This is a genomic window from Amycolatopsis sp. NPDC001319 (assembly GCF_042896185.1).
In the GTDB taxonomy this organism is placed as follows: Bacteria; Actinomycetota; Actinomycetes; order Mycobacteriales; family Pseudonocardiaceae; genus Amycolatopsis.
On record NZ_JBIAWY010000014.1, the window covers coordinates 1 to 21,148 of the forward strand.

Genomic DNA, 21,148 nt, shown 5'->3' on the forward strand with positions numbered 1-21,148 from the left:
CCCCCCCGGGGCCCCCCCCCCCCCCCCCCCCCCCCCCCCCCCCCCCCCCCCCCCCCCCCCCCCCCCCGCGGGGCCCCCCCCCCCCCCGGGGGGGGGGGGGGGGGGGGGCCCCCCCCCCCCCCCCCCCCCGCGTTTCCCGTACTACTTGGCCCCGAAGGCCTTGTCCACAAAGGACGAGTCGATGAGCGACGCGAGATCGACGTTGTCGACCCCGTTCACCGAGCCTTCGAGGGATTGCTGCGAAGACTTGAGCTGGTCCACCGTCGCCACGGGCGGGTCGGTGAGGACCTCGCCCGCGTAGTACTTCCAGGTCGCGTCGAGCGCGCGCTGGTCGGTGACCCCGAGGTGCGCGCCCAGGATCTTCGTCGAGTACGCCTCGTCGGAGCGCTCGCGGTCGAAACCCTTCTTGAGGCCCGCCATGAACTTCCCGACGACGTCCGGGTGGTCCTTGAGGTACTCGGACGTGCTGGAGATGCCCACGTTGATGTTGGGGATCTTCTCCTTCGCCATGTCGATCACCATGTGCAGGCCCGCGTCCTCGAACTTGAGGCTGGCCGGCGGGTGCGTGGCGGAGGCGTCGATGGTCTTGGCCAGCAGCGCGTTGTTGACGTTCGTCACCGAGCCCAGCGGCACCAGGTTCACGTCACCGGGGTTGATGCCCAGCTTCTTCAACGCCTGCAAGGTACCGATGTACTGGGACCCGCTCTTCGTCGTGTAGCCGATCTTCTTGCCCTTCAGCTGAGCGGCGGTCGGCACGTTCGCGTAGATCTGGTACGGGAGCACCGGGGTGAGCGCGGCCAGCACCTTCACGTCGCCGCCGGCCGCGGTGCCGGCCACGATCTGCGAGCCGCCCATCGAGGCGAGCTGCGTCTGGCCCGCGATGAGCGCCGGGTACCCCTGGTTGCTGTCGAGCTTGATGAGCTTGACGTCGAGCCCTTGCTCCTTGAAGTAGCCGGCTTCCGACGCGATCCACAGGGGCAGCTCGTCGGCGACCTCTTCGCTGTAGCTGACCGTGATGACGCCACCGGCTCCGGCGTCCGACGAACCACCGCAGGCGGCCAGCGTCGAGGCCGCCAGCGCCACGGAAAGGGCGACGCCGAAGGCGCCAGACTTGAACTTCATTGTTCTGTCCTTCTGGGAATGGGCGGGGACGGGAAACGTCAGTCGCTCAGGCGCCACGCGGCGTAGTGGTTCTCCACCCGGCGCAGCAAAGCCGTGAGGATCACGCCGGCCGCGGCGAAGATGAACAAGCCGGCGAAGACGGTGGCGGTCTGGAACTGCTGGCCGGCGGTGTTCATCGTCATGCCGACACCGTGCTGCGCGCCGCTGAGCTCGGCCACGAAGACACCGATCAGCGCCTGGCCCACGGCGAGCCGCATCCCGCTGGCGATGAAGGGGACGGTGCCGGGCAGGGCGACGGTGCGGAACAGCTGGAGGTCGCTCGCCCCGAAGCAGCGCGCCACGCGCACGGTTCCCTGTTCGAGCGACTGGACGCCCTGCGCGGTGTTGATGAGCACCGGGAACAGCGCCATGAGGAAGACGATCGCGATCTTCGAGGAGCTGCCGATGCCGAGCCAGATGATCAGCAGGGGCGTCAAGGCGATGCGCGGCGTGGCGTAGAGGAAGTTGACGAAGGGGTTGAGCGCCCAGGCGATGCGCTTGTACCAGCCGATCAGCAGCCCCACCGGCAGCCCGATCACCACCGCCAGCGCGAGGCCGGCGAGCAGTTCCTGGGCGCTGGTCCACAGGTCGATCCAGATCTGGCCGCCCTGGATCATCGCCCCGAAGGCGTCGATCACGTCGACCGGCCCGGGCAGGATCAGCTGCGGCTGGATCCGCAGCAGCGCGACGATCTCCCACGCGACCAGCACGACGACGACGGCGCCGATGCCGAACAAGCGCTGCTGGCTGAGCCACGACGGCAGCCGGCGACGGGCCGGCCGGCCCGCGCGAGGGCTCCGGGCCGGGCGGGATGCCACCCGCGAGGTCTGCCTCGGCGAAGACGTGACGCTCATCGGGCTCCCTCCCCGGCACCGGCTTTGGCGCCGTAGAGCACGTCGGCGATCTCGTCCCGCAGCTGCGCGAACTCCCGCGTCCGCCGGATCTCGTGTGAACGCGGACGCGGCCACGGCACCGTGATCTCCTTGACGATGCGGCCGGGCCGCGGGCTGAACACGCACACCCGGTCGGCGAGGAACGCGGCTTCGGTGATGTCGTGGGTGACGAACAGAGCCGTCACGTCGCGGGCGGCGCACACCCGCAGCAGCTCGACCTGGAGCACCTCGCGGGTCTGCGCGTCGATCGCGGCGAACGGCTCGTCGAGCAGGAGGATCTCCGGCTCGACCGCGAGCGCGCGGGCGAGGTTGACCCTGGCCTGCATGCCGCCGGAGAGCTGCGCCGGGTACTGCTGGCCCACGCCGGCCAGCCCGACCAGCTCCAGCAGCTCGTCGGCGCGCTGCTTGGCCGCCGGCTTCTTGACCTTCTTCGTGAGCTCGAGGCCGTAGCTGACGTTCGCCTGAACGGTCCGCCACGGCAGCAGGTTCGCGTGCTGGAACACCATCGCCCGGTCGGGTCCCGGACCGGGAATCGGCCGCCCGTCGAGCTCCAGATCGCCCTCGGCGAGCTCGACGAACCCGGCGACCGCGTTGAGCAACGTGGTCTTGCCGCAGCCGGAAGGCCCGACGAGGCAGACGAAATCGCCCCGCTCCAAGCTCAGATCACACTGCTCGACGGCCGTCGTCACCTCTTTCGACCCAGGCTTGGCGTAGTCGATGGCGACACCCCGGGCCTCGAGGTGTGCGATCCCGCCCGTGGCTCCCACATCGATGTGCGCAGCATCACGGCCTGCCGTTCTGGACAGTGCCGGCTTGTCTCGGCTCAGCATGGAGGGGAGCGTAGGACTAATTGTCAGTCCAAAGCAATGGTCCAACTGAGTTTTCTGACCAGGTCGTGACCGGCGGGAGCAGCGCCGACACCCCTGACCAGGCCTGGTGCCGTAAGGTCAGACCATTGACTGTTAAACTACGGTGCATTTCCGGCATCGACCATGACGAGGTGGAGACATGGCTGCAACAGGGCGCGGCGAGAAGGACGACCTCTTCAGCCGCGTGAGCACCTCGCGGGTGTCCCAGGTCATCGTGGACCAGATCAAGGTACTCATCCGCGACGGTTCCCTCACCCCCGGCGACCGGCTGCCGAGCGAGCGCGATCTGTGCCAGCGCTTCGGCGTGAGCCGGGTGACCGTCCGAGAGGCACTTCGCGTACTGGAGGCCACCGGGCTCGTCACCATCAAGGTGGGCGCCCACGGCGGCGCCTTCCTGACCGCGCCGAGCACGGACCGCGTCGGCGAGGGCCTGGCCGATCTCCTGTCGATGTCCGTGCTCACCGCGGGCGAGGTGACCGAGGCGCGCAAGATCGTCGAGATCGGGGCCCTCCCCCTGATCGTCGAGCGGGCGACCGAAGAGGACATCGACGCGCTGTTCAAGCTCGTCGAGGAGGGGCAGCACGCCGTCGACGAGGACCGGTACACAGTGGACATCTCCGCGCGGTTCCACATCCGCCTCGCCGAATGCGCCCACAACACCGCGCTGACGATGCTGATCCAGAGCTTCCACGGCCCGCTCCTGATGTCCCTGCGGGAGGCCCGGGAGCAGGCGCCGATCATGGGCGCACGCGGGACCGGCGAGCACCGCGAGCTCGCCGAGGCCATCCGCGAGCGCGACCTCGCCGCCGCCCAGCGGATCATGAGCGAACACATCGCCCGGACCGCGCAACGCGTGTCGCACGAGGTCGAGTAGCACCCGAAAACCCCGCACCAGCGTCGGAAACACCTCTCGCACTGGACGCTGCCTTCCGCTAAGGTCTAATGGACTAGCCAACGGCGGTTTCTCGTCAACAGAGTCAAGGTGGTGACGGCATGGCGGTGAAGGGAAACGGCACCCTGGTGGTGGGCGCGAGCCAGGCGGGCGTGGAGCTGGCCGCCTCGCTGCGCAAGCTGGGCGACCCGGGACCGATCACCTTGCTGGGCGGGGAAACCCGGCTGCCCTACCAGCGGCCCCCGCTGTCCAAGGCGTTCCTCAAGGGGGAACTGCCCGAGGAGCGGCTGGTGCTGCGGGGCGCGGACTTCTACGAGGCGCAGCGGATCGAGCTCGTCCGAGGCGAGTGGATCGACGCGATCACCCTCACCGATCCCGAGCGCGGTGGCGGTTTCGCGGTCACGCGGTCCGGGCGGACCGTGGACTTCGATCGCCTCGCCCTGGCCACCGGAGGCACCCCGCGCCGCCTGGGCGTTCCGGGCGCCGACCTCGCCGGCGTCCACTACCTGCGCGACGTCGACGACGCGATGGCGCTCCGCCACGACCTCGCGTCGGCCCGTGACGTCGTGGTCGTCGGCGGGGGCTTCGTGGGGCTCGAGGCCGCCGCGGCCGCCACCGCCGCGGGCCGGAACGTCACCGTGGTCGAAGCGGCCGACCGGTTGCTCGCGCGTGCCGTCGCGCCGCAGATGTCGGGCTTCTACCTCGCCGCGCACCGCCGGCGCGGCACCGAAGTCGTGCTCTCGACCGGGGTGACCGAGCTCCTCGGCCGCGACCGGGTGACCGGCGTCGGGCTCTCCGACGGCCGCACCCTCCCCGCCGACGTCGTGGTCGTCGGGATCGGCCTGGTCCCCCACACCGAGCTCGCGGAACAGCTCGGGCTCGTGTGCGCCGGCGGGATCCTCGTCGACGAGTCCGCCCGCACCAGCACCCCCAGCGTGGTCGCCGCGGGCGACTGCACGATCGTCGCGCACCCCGACCACGGCACCCTCCGCCTCGAGTCCGTGCCCAACGCCATCGCGCAGGCGAAAACGGCGGCCGCGACCCTGCTCGGCCTCGCCGCTCCCGCCACCGGGATCCCGTGGTTCTGGTCCGACCAGGCCGATCTGAAACTCCAGATCGCGGGGGTCAGCAGCGGCTACGACGAGACCGTGCTGCGCGGCGACCCCGGCAGTGAACGGTTCTCGCTCTTCTACTACCGCGGCGGACGTCTCATCGCGATCGACGCGGTGAACGCGCCCCGCGACTACATGGCGGTGCGCAAGCTCCTCGAGGCCGGCCGCACCGTCCCGCCGCACGTGGCGGCCGACACCGAGGTGGCGCTGAAGGAGCTCCTGCGCGCCGCGTGAGGTCAGATGACGAAGGACTCCGTCGACCCGGGCGCGAACAGCTCTTCCGCGGTGCGCAGGCGAGCCGAGAGCCCCTGCTCGTGGTGGTAGCGGAGGAACACGTCGAGCACGTGCCGGTTGGCGTCCAGCCCGTAGGACCAGTAGTCGGGGCCGAGCAGGCTCCGCGCGTCCTCCAGGTGCTGGTTGAGCCACGGCTCCATGAACCGCAGTGCCGAGGCGTCGTAGATCCGGGCGTACGCCTCGTTCTTGGCCGCTGTGAGCGCCTTGGTCAGGGACTGCGCGACCCACGGGTGCCGCTCGTGGACTTCGCGGCGCAGGACGACCACGTGCATGATCGGGAAGATCCCGGTGGCCGCGTAGTAGTCCTTCTCCGCCGCGACGGTGTCGGGGAAGAGCCGGGCGACGCGACCGTCGCCGGCGACGAACGAGCTCGGGATCCGCGGGCTCTGCAGCGCGTCGATCTCGCCGGTGGCCAGCATCTCGGAAAGCGTCCGGTCCGCCGGGATCGGCTGGACGTCGAAGCGGGTCGACACGGCACCCTTTTCGATCCGCCCCGGCGTTTCCTGGCCACCGGTGAGGTAGGTGACGGAGTCGAGCGGCACGTCGTACGCGTCGGCGAGGATGCCGCGGATCCAGACACTCGCGGTCAGCTGGAACTCCGGCGTCCCGATGCGCTTGCCGCGAAGGTCGGCCGGTTTCTCGATGCCCGCCGCGGTGTTGACGAAGACGCCGCCGTGGCGGAACATCCGCGACGTGAACACCGGCAGCGCGACGAACGGCGCCGGGTCGCGGTCGAGTGAGGCGACGTAGGTCGACAGCGACATCTCCGAGGCGTCGAACTCGCCGTGGCGCAGCATGCGGAAGAAGGTCTCCTCGACCGGGAGCCGCAGGTACGTCAGGTCGATGCCGTCGGGCCGGATCGACCCGTCCTCGAGGGCGCGCGTGCGGTCGTAGTCGCCGCACGCGAACGTGATGGGCAGCCGGCTCATCGGATCACCTTCCTGTGGCGGCGAGCCGCCGGTCGAGCCGGGGGTAGACCCGGCGGGCGTTGTTCTCGTACACCGCGGCCAGGTCCTCACCGGTGAGGCCGGCGCGGTCGACGTACTGTTTCGTGTCGTCCCAGGCGATGCCGGTTTCCGGGTCCGCCCCGCGGACCGCGCCGAGCATCTCGGACGCGAAGAGCACGTTGTTCGCGGGCAGGACGTCGAGCAGAAGGTCGATGCCGGGCTGGTGGTAGACGCACGTGTCGAAGAAGACGTTCGGCAGCAGTTCGGCCGGGTCCGGCCAGCCGTTGCGCATCGCCAGGCCCCGGTAGCGGCCCCAGTGGTAGGGCACCGCTCCCCCGCCGTGCGGGATCACCAGGCGCAGACCGGGAAACCGGTCGAAGAGCTCCGCCTCGAGCAGCTGGGTGAAGACGCTGGTGTCGGCGTTGAGGTAGTGCGCGCCGAGCGTGTGGTGGTTCGGGTTGCACGCCGTCGAGACGTGCACCATCGCGGGTACGTCGAGCTCGGCCAGGACCTCGTACACGCCGAACCACGACTCGTCGGTGATCGGCTTGCCCGCCCAGGTGCCGGACGGGTCCGGATTGAGGTTGACGCCCACGAAACCGAGTTCTTCGACGGTCCGGCGGATCTCGGCCGTGACGCCGCCGAAGTTGCCCTCGGGCGTCTGCGGAAGCTGCGCGACCGGGGCGAAGTGCTCGGGGTACAGCTCGGCGACGCGGTGCACGAGATCGTTGGACGCGCGCGCCCAGGCGTTCGCCACGTCGGCGTCCTCGACGTGGTGCTCCATGCCGGATGCCTTGGGAGAGAACAGCATCAGGTCACCGCCGCGCTCCCGCAGGACCCGAAGCTGGTTCCCCTCGACGCTTTCGCGCAGTTCGTCGTCGGACACCGGCGCCAGTTTCGCCGACGCGCCGTCCAGCTGGGCGTCGCGGAACTGTTTTAACGCCGGCGGAGCGGTCGTGTAGTGCCCGTGGATGTCGATGATCACCGGTCGCGCACCTCTTTGAGGTACTCGTCGTGCTCCACGTACCGCAGGCCTTTGCGCGCCAGGCGCTCGCGCATCGAGTTGACGTCGAGGCCGAGCTCGCCCTCAGCGTAGCGGGCCCGCAGGCGTGCTTCCTTGTCCTCCCGCGCCGTCGCGGCGGCGAGGACCTCGTCCGCGTCGGCCCGGCGCACGACCACCACGCCGTCGTCGTCGGCGACGACCACGTCACCCGGCTCGACCAGCCGGCCACCGCAGACGACGGGGGTGTTCACCGAGCCGAGCGTTTCCTTGACCGTGCCCTCGGCCGAAACGGCGCGGGACCAGACGGGGAACGGCAGCGCGCGCAGCTCGGCGATGTCGCGGCAACCGGCGTCGATGACCAGGCCCCGCACCCCGCGCGCCTTGAGCGAGGTCGCCAGCAGCTCGCCGAAGTAGCCCGCGTCCGAGGGCGACGTCGGCGCGACCACCACCACGTCACCAGGCCGGCACTGTTCCACGGCCACGTGGATCATCCAGTTGTCGCCCGGCGCCACGCTCACCGTCACGGCCGTGCCCGCCACGTGCGCGCCCGGGTAGATCGGGTTGAGCGCCGCGGCCATCAGCCCGGTGCGGCCCTGGGCTTCGTGCAGGGTGGCGACCCCGAACCGGCCCAGGCCGTCACGCGTCTCCGGGCTGGTTCGGGGCGGGTTGGTGACGACGATCCCGCTCATCGCGCGACCGCCCCGCCGGCCTGGCCGACCAGGGAGGGCATCAGGGAGATGTGGATCGCGTCCTCGTCGGTCTCGCCGGCGAGCACGCGGATCGCGTGGTCGACCTGGTCGATGCCGTAGCGGTGCGTCGCCAGCTTCTCCAGCGGGAACCGGCGCGAGGCGAGCTGGTCCACGGCGAGCTCGCAGGCGCGGAACGAGTGCCCGCGCGCGGACTTGATCGTGATCGCCTTCTCGGTGACCTTCTTGACCGGGAAGTCCGGGAACGCCGCCAGCTCGCCCTGGATGAGGAGCGTGCCTTCGCGGCGCTTGAGGACGTCGACGCCGAGCAGGACCGGCGCGGTGCCGGCCCGCGAGGTGCAGTCGAGCACGATGTCGACGCCGCGGCCGCCGGTGAGGTCCATGACCTTCTCGCGGGGGTCCTCGGTGAGCACGTCGATGACCTCGTCGGCGCCGAGTTCCTTGGCCAGGTCGAAGCGGTGCTTGTCGCGGGTGGTGCCGGAGACCAGGATCTTGGCGGCACCCGCGGTCTTGGCGGCGACCAGCTGAGAGAGGCCCTGCTGGCCCGGGCCCTGGATCAGCACGGTGTCGGCGTACCCGACGCCGGCGGTGAGCAGCGCCCACTCGATGCCGTTGGACAGCGGCATGACCATGCCGGCGAGCTCGGGCGTGACCGTGTCGGGGACCTTGTGCAGCACCGAGTTCCACGGCAGGTACATGTATTCGCTGAACCCGCCCCACAGCGTGCCCGGGTTTTCCGCGGAGGTGTAGCCGAAGCGCCGGCCGTCGGGGTTGGTCCGCCAGTCCGTCGCCTCGCAGTGCCGGTACTCCCCGAGCCGGCACCACTCGCAGTTGAAGCAGCCGACGTAGTGCTCGACGAACACCCGGTCGCCCTCTTCGAGTCCGTGGCGGCGCTTGAACCGCGGCCCGGCCTGCGCGATGACGCCGACGTTCTCGTGACCCATGATCACCCGGCCCCGGATCACGGCGGGCGGGTCGGCGTACATCTTCACGTCCGTCCCGCAGATCCCCGCGACCTCCACCTGCAGCAGAGCGGAGTCGTCGTCGATCGCCGGAAGTTCGAACTCCTGCATCTCGGTCGTGCCCGGCGCGACGCGGACGGCCGCCTGCACAGTCTGGACCATCGGATCTCCCTCTTTGGCAGAATGGACAGCCCAATATACCATCGGCAGCAGCACTCTCACCGGGTAACTCCGCGACAAGTGACTGCACGACGCGTAACTCCACGACGACGAGGCGAGGACCGATGGCCGAGCACCTGCTGACCGTGACCCGCACCCAGGGCAACAACCGCGCGCTGACGTCCGGCGAAGTCGTCCCGGCCGGATTTCCGTTGGCGTTCAAGGAAGAACCGGTTCTCGTCGCCGGGTTCCGGCGGATGGTCCGCGAGCTCGCCTACGACGTCTGCGAGATGGCGCTGACGACCTACCTCACCGCCCGCGAGCACGGCGTGCGCTTCACCGCGCTGCCGGTCTTCCTGGTCCGCGGCTTCCACCACGGCGCGATCCTCGTGCGGAAGGACTCCGGCATCACCGAGCCGGGCCGGCTCGCGGGGAAGCGGGTCGGCGTGAACCGTGGCTACACGGTGACCACCGGCGTCTGGGCGCGCGCGATCATGGCGCTCGAACACGGCCTCGACCTCGACTCGGTCACGTGGGTCCTCAGCGGCGACGAGCACGTGGAGTCCTACCAATTGCCCGAGAACGTCGAACCGGCCGCCGCCGGGAAAAGCCTGGCCGATCTGTTGCTGGCGGGCGAACTGGACGCGGTCGTCAACACCAAAGTGGACTCGCCCGAGGTCGTGCCCCTCATCGCCGAACCGGCCGAGGCGGGGTTCGCCGCGCTGCGCGAACGCGGTTTCTACCCGATCAACCACCTCGTCGTCGTCAAGGACGAGGTCCTCGACGCCCACCCGGGCGTGGCGAAGGCCGTGTTCGACGCGTTCGCGGAATCCAAGCGCCGCTACGTCGAGCGGCTGCGGGCCGGGGTCGCCGAAACCGCCGACGACCGGATGTACGCCCGGGTCATGGCCGAGACCGGCACCGCCGACCCCCTCCCCTACGGCATCGAACCCAACCGCGCGATCCTCGAGCTCCTCGCCGAACAGGCGGCGGCGCAACACATCCTGGCGAAACCGGTGGACGTCGACTCGATGTTCGCCCCCGCGACCCGCGAACTGGTGGGCTGAGCCGTGCGCATCGCGATCGCCGCCGACCACCACGGCGTCAACCTCAAGCAGCGCCTCACCGCCTGGCTCACCGCCCACGGGCACGAGGTGACCGACCGCGGCTCGCACGGCGAAACGGACGTCGTCGACTACCCGCCGTTGTGCGCCGACGTGAGCCGCCGCGTCGCCGACGGGCGGGCGGACGCCGGCATTGTGCTCGGCGGCAGCGGCCAGGGCGAGGTCATCGCCTGCAACAAGATCCGCGGCGTGCGCGCGGGGCTCGGGCACAGCACGTTCATGGTGGAGATCTCGCGCGGCAACAACAACGCCAACGTGCTCGTGATCGGCACGAAGGTCATCACGGACGACGAAGCGGAACGGCTGCTCGCGCTGTGGCTGGCGACTCCGTTCAAGGGCGGCCGGCACCAGGACCGCATCGACCAGATCACCGCGCTGGAAGCCTGACCTCCGGCCGGAGCGGGACGGCGGTCGGCACCTCGGCGCCGATCGCCTCCCCCACGTCCAGGCCGCTCACGTGGGCCAGCAGCATGCGCAGCGAGTTGCCGTGCGCGACCACGAGCACCGGACGGCCCGATTCCAGCAGCGGCAGCAGCACCTCGTGCCAATACGGCCGCAGCCGCTCGTGCAGCATCTGAAGGCTCTCGCCGCCGGGTGGCACGCCGTCCGGCGACCGCCGCCAGTGCTCCACCGCCTCGGCGCCGAACCGCGCCCGCGCGTCGGCCCGCCGAAGTCCTTGCAGCGCACCGTAATGCCGCTCGACGAGCGCCGGGTGGTACACGGCCGCGACGGTCGGCGCGAGCACGTTCCTGATGATCGCCGCGGTGTCGGCGGCACGGGCCAACGGCGAGCAGTGCACGACGGCCGGATACCAGCCGGCCAATGCTTCCGCCGCGGCGCCCGCTTCGCGGACACCGGCCGGCGTCAGCGGGACGTCGAGGTGCCCGGCGAACAGGTCCCCGGCGTTGGCGGTGCTCTCACCGTGGCGAAGCAGGACGAGCCGAGTCACCGGTCGTGCCCGCGCAGGAACTCGAGGACGCGGGCCGGCGCGGTCTCGGCCGTCTGCTCGGCGACCGGAACGTCCCAGTACTCGTGCACCGGCAGGCATTCCTGGAGGTAACGCGCGGCGGAAGGGGCGTGCGAGCTGTCCTGTCCCGGCACGATCAGCGCGGGCACGTCGCAGGTCATCAGGTCCTCGGGCTCGACGCCGGGGACGGTGTCGCGGTCGAAGAGGCCCCGCACCGAGGCGGTCACGAGCAGGTCGTAGCGAGCCGGGTCGAAAGCCGCGTACGCCTCGGCGAAGGTCTCGTCGCTGCGCAGCGGCGCGGCCCACGGACCCACGCGCGGGTCCTTGCTGAAGCCGGCGTTCGTCGACCGGGCCAGGTCGACGACGGCGGGAAGCCCGTGCTCGGCGACGAAGGCGAGGTGGCGCACGAACCGGCGGTGCTGCGCCATCCGGTACCGGGGCCCGCCGGCCGGCGAGAACAGCACCATGCTGCGCACCCGCTCCGGTGCCGCGACGGCGAGCGCCGCCGCGGTCGAGCAACCGACGCAGCCGCCCATCGTGTGCGCCGCGTCGATGCCGAGGTGGTCGAGGAGCCCGAGCGCTTGGCGCGTGTACACCGGCCAGTCCAGCCGCTCGACCCGGCCACCCGACTGTCCCGACTCGCGCCGGTCGTAGACCACACAGGTGTAGCCGGCGGCGAACGCGTCGAGGAAACCGAGGTCGCGGTAGCGCCCGAAACCGGTCCAGTTGTCCAAAGTGGAATCGAAGCCGCCCGGGCTGAACATCAGCAGCGGCGGGCCCGCACCGACGGTCTCGTAACGCGTGGCGATCCCGTCCAGCACGACCACGGGCATGCGAACTTCTCCTCAGCTCTGAGGCACCTTGATGCCACCGCGGATCTGCCTGCCGCCGCGGATGTCCGCGGCGCAGTCGGACAGGGCGTCGAACACGATCCGCGCGACGTTCGCGTAGGTGTCGGGCTCTTTGTCCACATTGGCCGCGGTGTAGCCGATGGCCGCGGTCGCCATGCGGATGCGCCCGTCGAGCCACGGACCGCCGCCGAACCCGCCGAGCACGGGGATCGACACCGCGTCCACCACCGCCGGCCCCACCACCGGGCCGGAGTTGGTGAAGTTGAGCGCGACGGCTCCGGCCGATTCGAGGCGCTTGGCCTCCGCCACCAGCTCGTCGAGCATCTCGTCGGGCACCTGCGCGATGCTGGCCGCCGAGTACTCGATGCCGTACTTCAGGGCGGTCTGCGGCGTGATCCCGAACTGCGCGAAGACCGGGATGCCCGCCCGGGTGACGGCCTCGACCGCGTCCGGGAAGTCGGCGGCGCCGTCGAGCTTCACCAGGTCGACGCCCGCCTCCTTGACCAGCCGGATCGCCGCGTCGACGGCACTGGCTGCGCCCTGCTGCAGCGGGCCGAACGGGAAGTCGCAGCTGAGCAGTGCCCGCCGGACTCCCCGCCGCACCGCCTTCGCGACGACGAGGACCTCGTCGAACGTGATCTCGAGCGGGTGCGGCTGCCCCCACAGGTTGACCCCGACGGTGTCGCCGACCGAGACAATGTCCACGCCGACCCGGTCGGCGATGCGCGCCATCTGGTAGTCCCAGGCGACGATGCAGACGCTCTTCTCGCCGCGCGCCTTCATCGCCTGCAGAGCCGGGATGGTGACTTTCACTTCGTTCCCGGAGTTCATGCGCGCGTCGCTTTCAGCAGTTCGAACAGGTCGTCCTCCTCGGCGGGCACCAAGAGGATCCGGGCGTGCGGACGCAGCGAGAACAGCGCGTCGTTCGCGAACCCGTCGGAGGTCACGACCAGGCCGGCCGTCATGATCCCCCGCACCGTGCAGGCCGCGCCGATGATGGCCGCCGCCTCCGCGTTCTCGCCGGTGGTCGACACCAGCACGACGGTGTTGCTGTCCTTGAGCTCGTCGGTCAGCGCCACCCGGTCGCCGGCCATGGTGACCAGCTCGTCGCCGGCACCGGAAACGGAGTAGAACCGCGCCTGCGCCCACTGCTCGGCGGCGGTTCGCGCGACGATGCCTTTCGCCGCGTCGTCGAGCGCCACCACCCGCGTGTTGCGGGCGGCGGACAACGGGTAGTCGATCCGGAAAGCCGCCTCCTCGGCGGTCGCCGCGCGGGCACAACTGCTCACCAAACCTCGTTGCGACACTGCGTTCCCCGCCGTCTCAGACCGTGGTCTGCGGCACGCCCGGCTTGGCGACCATCGCCTCGCCGATGCCGTCCACAAAGGACTGGTCGGCGGGCAGCACGACCGCGACCGAGCGCACCTTCTGGTCCCGGGGCCGGTTGCCCGCGGGCTCGACGCCGTCCTCGGCCAGCGCGAGCGCGGCCTTGCGCAGCTTCTGGCGGGCCTTGATGATGCCCGCGTCGGTGGCGACGAGACGTTCCTTGGTGCGGTCGACGATCGGCCCCATCGACTCCTGCAGCGACGAGTCCTGCAGCGCGATGCCCTTGATGCCGGAGTAGGTCTCGCCGCGCCGCTGTGCGTCGCGGTCCATGAGGTAGTCGTTGTCCTTGTTCGCGAGCGGCCGGTAGTTCTCGTCGTTCGCGCTGTGCACGCCCAGGCCGGCCCGCATGGCCGCGACCTCTTCGCCGTCGAGCTGGCGGGTCGGGTGGTAGTCGAAGCTCCAGGCCCAGCAGTTCTCGTCGTCGATCGGCACCCAGAAGTGGCCGTGCATCGGGTGGTCGGCGCGCGGCGGGACCATGGTGAAGTTCGGCAGCACCCACGGCGTCACCCGCCAGTAGTAGTGCCCCTCCTCCGCGCTGCGGCGGGCACCGATGAGCAGACCGCCCTCGTAGTCGACGACCTCGAAGAACGGCTTCAGGTCCGCGCGGTTGTAGGCGTTGCCCTTCGAGCCCTTGAACAGCGGGTCGCTGTCGAGGCTGCCCGAGTGCAGGAAGGTCACGTGACTGGAGTCGATGCCGCCTTCGAGCGCCTGCAGCCAGTTGCACTCCTGGAAGCGCTTCGACGTGAACGCCTGCCCCTCCGGGACCGTCACGAACTCCCACTCCGGCAGCGGCGGCTGCGCCTCGGGGTCGCCGAAGTAGGCCCACAGCACGTCGCCGCGCTTGATCATCGGATAGGACTTGAGCTTGACGTTGGCGCAGAAGTTGCTGGTCTCCGGCTCGCTCGGGACCTCGATCGCCTGGCCGGTGTAGTCGTACTTCCAGCCGTGGTAAGGGCAGCGCAGGCCGCCGTCCTCGTTGCGGCCGAACCAGAGCGAGACGCCGCGGTGCGCGCAGAACTCGTCCATCAGGCCGTAGCGGCCCTCCGAGTCGCGGAAGGCGATCAGCCGCTCCGAAAGGATCTTGACCCGCACCGGCGGGCAGTCGTCGGCGGGCAGCTCCTCGGCCAGCAGAACGGGCTGCCAGAAGCGCCGGAACAGAGCGCCCATCTTGGTGCCCGGCCCGGTTTGCGTCAGCAGTTCGTTGATCTCTGTTCGGAGCACGCTGAAGTCCTTTCACGCCGGCGATCGCGAAGCCGTTATAGGATTGAATATCAGACCATTGAACCACTGGCAATGACGAGTTCCCCGTGCCGAGGTCAGACGACCTGCTCCCCCGGCACGTCCACGGTGAGCCCGTCGAGCTGCGGCGTCACCTCGATCTGACACGACAGGCGGCTCCCGGCCCGCCGGTCGCCGACCGCGAGATCCAGGAGGTCGTCCTCCATGTCACCGACTTCGCCGACGTGATCCAGGTACTCCTCCCGCACCCACACGTGACAGGTGCCGCACGACAGGCAGCCCCCGCACTCGCCGATGATCCCCGGCACCCCCGCGCGCACGGCCGCGCTCATGACGCTCTCCCCCACGGAGGCGTCGACCGCCCGCTCCTCGCCGGCGTCGTCGACGTACACGACCTTCGGCATGTCCCACTCCTAGCCGCTGACTAATGGACTTACCAATATACCGGTTCGGTTCGGGTACGCAAGACACCAAGAGCCTGGTGGCCTTCTGCCAGGCCGCCGGCAAGACGAGGCAAAGCGTGGGTAACGAACGGCAGACGCCCGCCGATCCCCTGATCGACATCGCCCTCGCCTCGAAGGACTCGCCCGTAACCCAGGACCTGCCGGTGCTCGTGGAGACGCCGGCACCCCCACGCCGCTCGGTTTCCCCGGTGATCGCCGCCGCGATCGGCCTCGTCGTCGGCGCGGCCGGCGTCGGCGTCCCGTGGCTGCTGACCACCCACGACACCGGAGTCGCGAGTGGACTGCCGCTCCAGGCGCCCGCCACACTGGGCGGCGTCGACAAGGCCGACGTGCAGCCCGTCAAGGTCAAGGACGACCTCGCCCACCGCCAGTTCGCCCAGCGCAACGCCACCTCGGACCGCGAGAACACCAACCGCGTCGCGGCCGCGTACGGTGCGCCGGCGCTGGTGCAGACCTATACCGCGGTGGACTTCGCGCACTCGTTCCAGATCACCGCCGTCCGCACACACGCCCCCGGGCTCGCGATCCCGTACGAGCAAAAGGACAACGGCCTCGCCGGGCCCACCAACGAACTCCGCCAGGTCGGCGACGTGTCCTGCGTCCTTCACAACGACCTGGCGCCGTTCGAGGAGCCGACGCCGGACAAGACGTCGGTCCTCCTGTGCCAGCGAACGGATCCCGGCCTGACCGTCCAGCTCAAACCGCTGGGCGACGACACCAGGGAACACAGCGATCCGGCTGTGTGCGCGGCGATGATCGACGAAGCGTGGGCCAAGTTGCACTGACCCCCGTCCCCGGCCGGCCGCGGGTCACCGGCGGTCCCAGGGAGCGGTGGCGCCCTCGCTGCCGACCGTGTCCAGTTTGGACAGTGCCTCGGCGGGCAGGGTGAGGTGTGCGGCGGCGGCGTTCTGGCGCAGGTGCTCGATCGACGACGTGCCGGGGATCAGCAGGGTCGTGGATGAGCGGTGCAGGAGCCACGCGAGCGCGATCCGCAGGGGCGGGTGGCCGAGGTCGTCGGCGACCTCCTGCAGTGCGGCCGACTGCAGGGGCCGGAAGCCGCCGAGGGGAAGAAGGGGACGAACGCGATCCCGTCGGCCGCGCAGAGGTCGACCAGGGGGTCGTCGTTGCGGACGGCGAGGTTGTAGAAGTTCTGCACCGCGCGGACGGGGGCGACGGTGCGCGCCGCTGCCACCTGTTCGAGGCTGACGTTGCTGACGCCGAGGTGCTTGATCAGGCCTTCCTGCCGCAGCTCGGCCAGCACGGTGAACGGCTCGCGGAGGTCGGCCGCCGGGTCGGTCATGCGCAGGTAGACGAGGTCCAGGGCGGGCAGGTCGAGGTGGTCGAGGTTGTCGTGGACGGCGGAGATGAGCTCGTCGCGGGAAAGCGCCGCGGGCCAGGACTTGTCGGGACCGCGGCGGGCGCCGACCTTGGTGACGAGGTGCAGGCCGGCCGGGTAGGGGTGCAGGGTGTCGCGGATGAGCCGGTTGACCGTGTGCGGGCCGTAGTAGTCGCTGGTGTCGATGTGGGTGAGGCCGAGGGCGACGACCTCGTGCAGGACGGCCATGGCGGCGTCACGGTCGCGGGCCGGGCCCCAGGCCACGGGGCCGGCCAGCCGGATCGCGCCGAAGCCCATGCGGGTCGGGTGGAGGTCCTCGGCCAGGGCGAGGGTGGTGCTCGGGTTCACGGAGGTGTCCGTTCCGGTCGGGTGTTCGGGGACAGGACCAGCTTCGCGAGCCCGACCACCATCACTCAGGCCACAGCCGGAATCGCGAGGTGAACCGCCAAAACCGGCGCACGAGCGGCAGTAAACTTCCACCATGGAGCAGATCGATCGCCGGATCGTGCACTGCCTGCAGCGCGACGGACGGGCGCCGTTCCGCCGGGTCGCCCAGGTGCTGGGGGTGTCCGAGCAGACGGTCGCCCGGCGCTACCGGGCGTTGCACGCCGGCGGCGCGCTGCGGATCCGGGCGACGCCGACCCCGCGCGCGACCGGGCAGCAGCGCTGGTTCGTCCGCGTGCAGTGCCGGCCCGACGCCGCCGACGCGCTGGCCGAGGCGATCGCGGCCCGCGACGACGTGTCGTGGGTCAGCGTCACCTCCGGCGGCTCCGAGATCGTGTGCGTCGCGTTCAGCGATCCGGGGGCCGCGCGGGGGTCGGTGCTGGCCCGGCTGCCGCGCGGCAGCCAGGTGCTGAGCTTCGTCGCCTTCGCGGTGATGCACATGTACGTCGGCAGCGACGCCAAATGGCTCGCCTACGACGATCCGCTCACCCCTGATCAGCTCGCGCAGCTCGACCCGCCCGCGACCGACCGGCCGGGCACGCCGATCCGCGAGGAGGACGCGCCGCTGCTGGCCGAGCTCGCCCGCGACGGCCGCGCCGGGGTCGTCGCGCTGGCCCGGGCGACCGGCCGGCCACAGTCCCGGGTGTCGGCGAGGCTGGCGGAGCTGCTGGCGTCCGGCGCGCTGCACGTCGCGGTCGACCTCGCCCCGCCGCTGTTCGGTTTCCACGCCACGGCCTACCTGTGGCTCACCGTCACCCCCGGCGACCTCGACGCCACCGGACGCGCGTTGTCGCTGTACCCGGAAACGACGTTCTCCGCCGCTGTCACGGGCGCGGCCACCTGCTGATCACCGTCACGTGCCGCGATGTCGAGGCGCTCTACACGTTCGTGACGACCAAGGTCGGCGTGCTGCCCGCCGTGCGGCAGGTCGAGGTGGTGCCGGTGCTGCGCCGGCTCAAGCAGTCGAGTACGCGGGTCCACGAGGGGCGCCTGGTGGTCGGGTGAGCCGAACCGCTTGACCCGCAAGGGAACCGGGAGCGGAATCCCGGCGTCTCAGACCGGACGAGTGTTACATTACCGGCACGGAATGTCACTCGGCCTCGCCGGTGGCCTCCGCCTGGCGAGCGGGACGGCGCGGAAGGAAGCTCTGTGGGGTTCGAGGTCGATGTCGAGAACATCAGCAACGCCGCGGCCAAGCTCGGCCAGGGCACGCCACCGTCGCTGTCCGCGCCGGGGTCGCCGAACGTGGGCGGCACCGATCGGGCCGGCGGCTTCGCGGGCGACTACGAGGTCTGGCTGCTGACCCGGCAGGAAGATCTGGACGCGGCGCGCCAGCAGGTCGAGAGCCTGGTCGAGACCATCGGCAACGCCGCGAAGAGTTACGACAGCAGCGACACCGAAGCACGCGGCGTCTTCCTGAAGGCACTCGACAGCGGTTTCGAACGGATCGACCGGTGACGGCGGTGTTCGACAAGATCCGTGAGCTCGCCGGCAAAGTGGAAACGGGCAGCACCACCGAGCTGGACGATCGGGCCCGCGCGTGCCGGGCCACCAAGGAATCGGTCAAGGACGCCCAGGCACTGCTGGAAAGCGTCCGCACCCAGCTGAGCGAGAGCTGGCACGGCGGGGCCGGCGAGTCGGCCCTTTCCTCGCTGGACGCCTTCAAGAAGAATCGCGAGGACCAGGCCGAGGACCTCGAGGAGTCGGCGAAGTCGTTCGAAGTCGTGCGCGACGCGCTGGCGAAGGCGCAGTCCGACGCCAGGAGCAAACGCGAGGACGCCGAGAAGTTGCAGGCGAAGCTCGACAACGTGTGGAACGACCTCTCCCACGGCAAGGGCAACATCGTGTTCGCGTGGGCGCAGGACAAGATCGTCAAGGCCGAGGCCCTCGTCCTGCTCGCCGATCTGCAGCGGGCGGTCACCACCTACGACGCGGTCCTGCTCGCCGAGGGTTTCAAGCTCCGCAACAGAACCGGCCAGGTGTGGGAGCTCGCCGGCTCCGAGAAGCGGAACCCGGCCGAGATCGCCGCGATCATCCTGCGCGAGATCCCCGGCCTCGCCGCGCTCGTGGCGAAGAACCCGAAGCCCGATCTGGCGCTGCTCAAGGGAGATTGGGACACGATCATGCGCGACCCCGAGGTCGCGCAGAAGATCTACGACTACTTCGGCTTCAAGTACGTCGAGGGCGGCGACTTCTACACCACCGGCGAGCACTCCGTGCAGAGCTACCTCGGCTGGCACGACATCTACGACAAGATGGAGAAGCTCATCGGCGCGGACCTCGACCGCACCAGCGCCCAGGGCGACAACATGGAGTTCACCGACCCCAAGACCGGGAAGCAGTACCGGCTGGAACTGTGGAAGGGCAGCTACGGGTTCGGCGGTGCGTTCGGCGGCGAAGTCGGGTTCTACACGCGTGAGGCGGGGTCGCAGGACCCGTCCGGCTACTTCTCCGCCGCCCAGGGCGACGACCAGATCAAGGTGACCCAGCAGATCTACGACAAGAAAAGCGGCAAGGTCTACTTCACCAACGACGGCGAGGGCGCCGACGGCACCGACAAGCGGCACTTCTGGAACCTGGCGATCCGCTCGGAGCCCGGCGTGCACCCCGAACAGCTGTGCCAGCGAGCCACGATCGAGGTGCGCGACACCGACCTGCGCGACCGGATCTACAACGAGATGACGCGGTACGCGGCCGCGCACCCCGAGGAGAACCTCACCGTCACCAAGGTGTCCGACCACCCGCCCGTGCTCAGCTACGACTGGAAGAAGTGACCCGGGGCGTCCCAACGAGGTCAGCGGCTTGAACTCCCACGGCTCGTCGTCGTCTTCGCGAGCCCCGCGGCGGCCGCGTGCCGGGACCTCGCGGTCGGCGAGGCCGGCGAACACCTCGGCTACATCGATCAGCCCGGCGACCTCGTCGGCGACGCCCCGGCCGTGCCGCTCGTCGACCTCTTCCAGCCCTTCGCGCAACACGGCGACCGCGGCATTCCTGGCTCGGGCACGCAGCGCGCGGGCCAGCTTTTCCGCGGTGTCGCCGGCCCGTCTCGACTCAGTCATGGGCACACCCTATCCGGCCAGGGCGGGTGAAAAGGCCCATTTCGCACAGCGTTCCGGGCGGCCCCGCGGCAGCACGGTCAGAACACCAGAACCGGTTTGACCGTCTTCCCGGACGCGGCGTCGGCGGCGGCCTGGTTGATGTCCTCGAACCGGTAGCGGCGCTGGATGCGGTCCAGCGGCAGCACGCCGCGGCGGTAGGCGTCCACGAGGAACGGGACGAACGTCTCCGGCTCGCTGTCGCCGAGGGTCACGCCGCGGATCGTGCGTCCCGGCAGCAGCCTCGGGACGTCGAAGCTGCCGCGGCTGCCGGTGCGGGGCGCGCCGACGACGGCGCAGCAGCCGCCGACGGCCAGCGCCCCGACGAGCTCGTCCAGCACCGGCACCACACCCGTCGTCTCGACGACGTGGTCGGCTCCGCGGCCACCGGTGAGGGCGCGCACGTCCTCGCCGAGGTCACGCCCGCGGGTGTCGACGACGTCGGTGGCCCCCAGTTCGAGCGCGAGCTCCAGCCGCTCCGGCAGCCGGTCGACCACGATGATCCGGGACACCGCCGTCATCCGGGCCGCCATGACCGCGGACAGGCCGACCGCGCCCGCACCCGCGACGACGAGCGTCGCTCCGGGACGGGGGCGGAGCACGTTGAGCACGGCGCCGGCGCCCGTCTGCACGCCGCAGCCGAGCGGGGCGAGCACGGGCAGGTCCGCCTCGGCGAGGTCGGCGGGGAGCACCACCACGCCCCGCTCGTCCGCCAGCACCTCGCGCGAGAACGAGGACTGGCCGAAGAAATGGGCGTTGAGCTCGGTCTCGCCCCGGCGGACCGTCGCCGACCCGTCGGCCCGCCTCCCGCCGAGCAGGTTCAGCGACAGGTGGTCGTCGCAGTAGGCAGGATGCCCGTCCCGGCAAGCCGGACAACGACCGCAGGACGTGAACGTCAGCAGGACCCGGTCGCCGGGCCGGGTGCGCGTGACCCGCTCCCCCGTCTCGACCACCACGCCCACGCCCTCGTGCCCGAGCACCCCGGGCAGCGGGAACGGCGTGACCCCGGCGACGACGCTCAAATCGGTGTGGCACACACCGGTTGCCACCAACCGGACCCGCACCTCTTCGGAACGCGGCGGTGCGAGCTGCACCTCGGCGAGCTCGAAGGCGCCGCCCTGCTCGCTGACCACCGCGGCCGTCGTGGCGCTCATCGGTCGTCCTCACTCATCCTGGCTCCTCTGGCCGCGTCGACAGTGTGCGGCCACAGTAACCCCGATGGTGTCCTAAAAAACAGGTCTTG

General features: G+C 70.5%; 22 protein-coding genes and 1 pseudogene. 8 read left to right on the plus strand and 15 right to left on the minus strand.

Translation table 11 applies throughout. The features are described 5' to 3' along the window. Positions 1-141: 141 nt before the first annotated feature. From ACFY1H_RS39370 to ACFY1H_RS39380, 3 genes are read right to left on the minus strand one after another with little or no spacing between them, the layout of a single operon-like run. Complete coding sequence (locus ACFY1H_RS39370; protein WP_366581734.1) at positions 142-1,122, minus strand: ABC transporter substrate-binding protein; 981 nt, start codon at positions 1,120-1,122, stop codon at positions 142-144. Between the two features lie 38 nt (positions 1,123-1,160). Continuing rightward, the gene (locus ACFY1H_RS39375) at positions 1,161-2,015 is read right to left on the minus strand and encodes an ABC transporter permease (protein ID WP_366581733.1); all 855 of its coding nucleotides are present in this window, start codon (positions 2,013-2,015) and stop codon (positions 1,161-1,163) included. Further along, entirely contained in the window at positions 2,012-2,884 is an 873-nt protein-coding gene (locus tag ACFY1H_RS39380) for an ABC transporter ATP-binding protein (protein WP_366581732.1), read from the minus strand. The genes ACFY1H_RS39375 and ACFY1H_RS39380 overlap by 4 nt, the downstream gene beginning before the upstream one ends. Positions 2,885-3,062: 178 nt before the next feature. On the opposite strand from ACFY1H_RS39380, the gene ACFY1H_RS39385 reads away from it, so the two are divergent. Beyond that, complete coding sequence (locus ACFY1H_RS39385) at positions 3,063-3,797, plus strand: FadR/GntR family transcriptional regulator (RefSeq protein ID WP_366581731.1); 735 nt, start codon at positions 3,063-3,065, stop codon at positions 3,795-3,797. A gap of 119 nt (positions 3,798-3,916) precedes the next feature. Beyond that, the gene (locus ACFY1H_RS39390; protein ID WP_386955201.1) at positions 3,917-5,161 is read left to right on the plus strand and encodes an NAD(P)/FAD-dependent oxidoreductase; all 1,245 of its coding nucleotides are present in this window, start codon (positions 3,917-3,919) and stop codon (positions 5,159-5,161) included. Positions 5,162-5,163: 2 nt separating this feature from the next. On the opposite strand, the gene ACFY1H_RS39395 is transcribed toward ACFY1H_RS39390, so the two are convergent. Genes ACFY1H_RS39395 through ACFY1H_RS39410 form a run of 4 tightly spaced genes read right to left on the minus strand, consistent with a single transcriptional unit; the run spans position 5,164 to position 9,002 of the window. Then, a complete protein-coding gene (locus tag ACFY1H_RS39395; RefSeq protein ID WP_366581729.1) occupies positions 5,164-6,150 on the minus strand; it encodes an ABC transporter substrate-binding protein in 987 nt (328 codons plus the stop codon). A gap of 4 nt (positions 6,151-6,154) precedes the next feature. Continuing rightward, positions 6,155-7,153 (minus strand): amidohydrolase family protein, encoded by a 999-nt coding sequence (locus ACFY1H_RS39400; protein WP_386955204.1) that lies wholly within the window; start codon positions 7,151-7,153, stop codon positions 6,155-6,157. Further along, entirely contained in the window at positions 7,150-7,860 is a 711-nt protein-coding gene (locus tag ACFY1H_RS39405; protein WP_366581727.1) for a 4-carboxy-4-hydroxy-2-oxoadipate aldolase/oxaloacetate decarboxylase, read from the minus strand. Before ACFY1H_RS39405 ends, ACFY1H_RS39400 begins: the two co-directional genes overlap by 4 nt. Beyond that, positions 7,857-9,002: a zinc-binding dehydrogenase gene (locus ACFY1H_RS39410; RefSeq protein WP_386955207.1), complete on the minus strand. Its 1,146-nt coding sequence runs from the start codon at positions 9,000-9,002 to the stop codon at positions 7,857-7,859. The genes ACFY1H_RS39405 and ACFY1H_RS39410 overlap by 4 nt, the downstream gene beginning before the upstream one ends. Before the next feature lie 122 nt (positions 9,003-9,124). Between ACFY1H_RS39410 and ACFY1H_RS39415 the strand changes: the two genes are divergently transcribed. Together ACFY1H_RS39415 and ACFY1H_RS39420 are read left to right on the plus strand one after the other, a co-directional pair. Continuing rightward, positions 9,125-10,066: an ABC transporter substrate-binding protein gene (locus tag ACFY1H_RS39415; RefSeq protein ID WP_386955210.1), complete on the plus strand. Its 942-nt coding sequence runs from the start codon at positions 9,125-9,127 to the stop codon at positions 10,064-10,066. A gap of 3 nt (positions 10,067-10,069) precedes the next feature. Further along, positions 10,070-10,510 carry an RpiB/LacA/LacB family sugar-phosphate isomerase gene (locus tag ACFY1H_RS39420; protein ID WP_386955212.1) on the plus strand — a complete coding sequence of 147 codons (441 nt, stop codon included), beginning with the start codon at positions 10,070-10,072 and terminating at the stop codon, positions 10,508-10,510. Here the strand turns inward: ACFY1H_RS39420 and ACFY1H_RS39425 are convergent. From ACFY1H_RS39425 to ACFY1H_RS39450, 6 genes are all read right to left on the minus strand, one after another. Then, the gene (locus ACFY1H_RS39425; protein ID WP_386955215.1) at positions 10,491-11,072 is read right to left on the minus strand and encodes a 2,3-bisphosphoglycerate-dependent phosphoglycerate mutase; all 582 of its coding nucleotides are present in this window, start codon (positions 11,070-11,072) and stop codon (positions 10,491-10,493) included. The two genes, ACFY1H_RS39420 and ACFY1H_RS39425, sit on opposite strands and share 20 nt — an antisense overlap. Continuing rightward, positions 11,069-11,923 carry an alpha/beta fold hydrolase gene (locus ACFY1H_RS39430; RefSeq protein WP_386955218.1) on the minus strand — a complete coding sequence of 285 codons (855 nt, stop codon included), beginning with the start codon at positions 11,921-11,923 and terminating at the stop codon, positions 11,069-11,071. The genes ACFY1H_RS39425 and ACFY1H_RS39430 overlap by 4 nt, the downstream gene beginning before the upstream one ends. Positions 11,924-11,935: 12 nt before the next feature. Beyond that, a complete protein-coding gene (locus ACFY1H_RS39435; protein WP_366581721.1) occupies positions 11,936-12,754 on the minus strand; it encodes a 3-methyl-2-oxobutanoate hydroxymethyltransferase in 819 nt (272 codons plus the stop codon). A 14-nt stretch (positions 12,755-12,768) separates the two neighbouring features. Further along, complete coding sequence (locus ACFY1H_RS39440) at positions 12,769-13,230, minus strand: hypothetical protein (RefSeq protein WP_366581720.1); 462 nt, start codon at positions 13,228-13,230, stop codon at positions 12,769-12,771. Between the two features lie 34 nt (positions 13,231-13,264). After that, a complete protein-coding gene (locus ACFY1H_RS39445) occupies positions 13,265-14,548 on the minus strand; it encodes an aromatic ring-hydroxylating dioxygenase subunit alpha (protein ID WP_366581719.1) in 1,284 nt (427 codons plus the stop codon). A gap of 95 nt (positions 14,549-14,643) precedes the next feature. Beyond that, on the minus strand, positions 14,644-14,970 hold the full coding sequence (locus ACFY1H_RS39450; protein WP_360606663.1) for a 2Fe-2S iron-sulfur cluster-binding protein: 327 nt from the start codon (positions 14,968-14,970) through the stop codon (positions 14,644-14,646). A 116-nt stretch (positions 14,971-15,086) separates the two neighbouring features. Between ACFY1H_RS39450 and ACFY1H_RS39455 the strand changes: the two genes are divergently transcribed. Beyond that, positions 15,087-15,815: a hypothetical protein gene (locus ACFY1H_RS39455; protein ID WP_386955222.1), complete on the plus strand. Its 729-nt coding sequence runs from the start codon at positions 15,087-15,089 to the stop codon at positions 15,813-15,815. A 24-nt stretch (positions 15,816-15,839) separates the two neighbouring features. On the opposite strand, the pseudogene ACFY1H_RS39460 reads toward ACFY1H_RS39455, so the two are convergent. Next, positions 15,840-16,663: pseudogene (locus tag ACFY1H_RS39460) on the minus strand (oxidoreductase). 184 nt (positions 16,664-16,847) lie between these two features. Between ACFY1H_RS39460 and ACFY1H_RS39465 the strand changes: the two are divergent. From ACFY1H_RS39465 to ACFY1H_RS39475, 3 genes are all read left to right on the plus strand, one after another. Continuing rightward, positions 16,848-17,657, plus strand: coding sequence for an Lrp/AsnC family transcriptional regulator (locus tag ACFY1H_RS39465; RefSeq protein ID WP_386955224.1), 810 nt, complete (start codon positions 16,848-16,850; stop codon positions 17,655-17,657). A gap of 302 nt (positions 17,658-17,959) precedes the next feature. Beyond that, the gene (locus ACFY1H_RS39470; RefSeq protein WP_366581716.1) at positions 17,960-18,268 is read left to right on the plus strand and encodes a hypothetical protein; all 309 of its coding nucleotides are present in this window, start codon (positions 17,960-17,962) and stop codon (positions 18,266-18,268) included. Next, complete coding sequence (locus ACFY1H_RS39475; protein ID WP_386955227.1) at positions 18,265-19,584, plus strand: DUF4474 domain-containing protein; 1,320 nt, start codon at positions 18,265-18,267, stop codon at positions 19,582-19,584. Before ACFY1H_RS39470 ends, ACFY1H_RS39475 begins: the two co-directional genes overlap by 4 nt. Before the next feature lie 362 nt (positions 19,585-19,946). On the opposite strand, the gene ACFY1H_RS39480 is transcribed toward ACFY1H_RS39475, so the two are convergent. Continuing rightward, positions 19,947-21,059: an NAD(P)-dependent alcohol dehydrogenase gene (locus tag ACFY1H_RS39480; protein ID WP_386955229.1), complete on the minus strand. Its 1,113-nt coding sequence runs from the start codon at positions 21,057-21,059 to the stop codon at positions 19,947-19,949. Between the last annotated feature and the right edge of the window lie 89 nt (positions 21,060-21,148).

What these genes read in the sequence shown, in the direction of transcription:
- ACFY1H_RS39385 (WP_366581731.1), top strand. Translation starts at nt 3,063, where the DNA reads ATGGCTGCAACAGGGCGCGGCGAGAAGGACGACCTCTTCAGCCGCGTG.
- ACFY1H_RS39395 (WP_366581729.1), bottom strand. Translation starts at nt 6,150, where the DNA reads ATGAGCCGGCTGCCCATCACGTTCGCGTGCGGCGACTACGACCGCACG.
- ACFY1H_RS39465 (WP_386955224.1), top strand. Translation starts at nt 16,848, where the DNA reads ATGGAGCAGATCGATCGCCGGATCGTGCACTGCCTGCAGCGCGACGGA.
- ACFY1H_RS39370 (WP_366581734.1), bottom strand. Translation starts at nt 1,122, where the DNA reads ATGAAGTTCAAGTCTGGCGCCTTCGGCGTCGCCCTTTCCGTGGCGCTG.
- ACFY1H_RS39405 (WP_366581727.1), bottom strand. Translation starts at nt 7,860, where the DNA reads ATGAGCGGGATCGTCGTCACCAACCCGCCCCGAACCAGCCCGGAGACG.
- ACFY1H_RS39415 (WP_386955210.1), top strand. Translation starts at nt 9,125, where the DNA reads ATGGCCGAGCACCTGCTGACCGTGACCCGCACCCAGGGCAACAACCGC.
- ACFY1H_RS39390 (WP_386955201.1), top strand. Translation starts at nt 3,917, where the DNA reads ATGGCGGTGAAGGGAAACGGCACCCTGGTGGTGGGCGCGAGCCAGGCG.
- ACFY1H_RS39430 (WP_386955218.1), bottom strand. Translation starts at nt 11,923, where the DNA reads ATGCCCGTGGTCGTGCTGGACGGGATCGCCACGCGTTACGAGACCGTC.
- ACFY1H_RS39450 (WP_360606663.1), bottom strand. Translation starts at nt 14,970, where the DNA reads ATGCCGAAGGTCGTGTACGTCGACGACGCCGGCGAGGAGCGGGCGGTC.
- ACFY1H_RS39410 (WP_386955207.1), bottom strand. Translation starts at nt 9,002, where the DNA reads ATGGTCCAGACTGTGCAGGCGGCCGTCCGCGTCGCGCCGGGCACGACC.
- ACFY1H_RS39380 (WP_366581732.1), bottom strand. Translation starts at nt 2,884, where the DNA reads ATGCTGAGCCGAGACAAGCCGGCACTGTCCAGAACGGCAGGCCGTGAT.
- ACFY1H_RS39480 (WP_386955229.1), bottom strand. Translation starts at nt 21,059, where the DNA reads ATGAGCGCCACGACGGCCGCGGTGGTCAGCGAGCAGGGCGGCGCCTTC.
- ACFY1H_RS39375 (WP_366581733.1), bottom strand. Translation starts at nt 2,015, where the DNA reads ATGAGCGTCACGTCTTCGCCGAGGCAGACCTCGCGGGTGGCATCCCGC.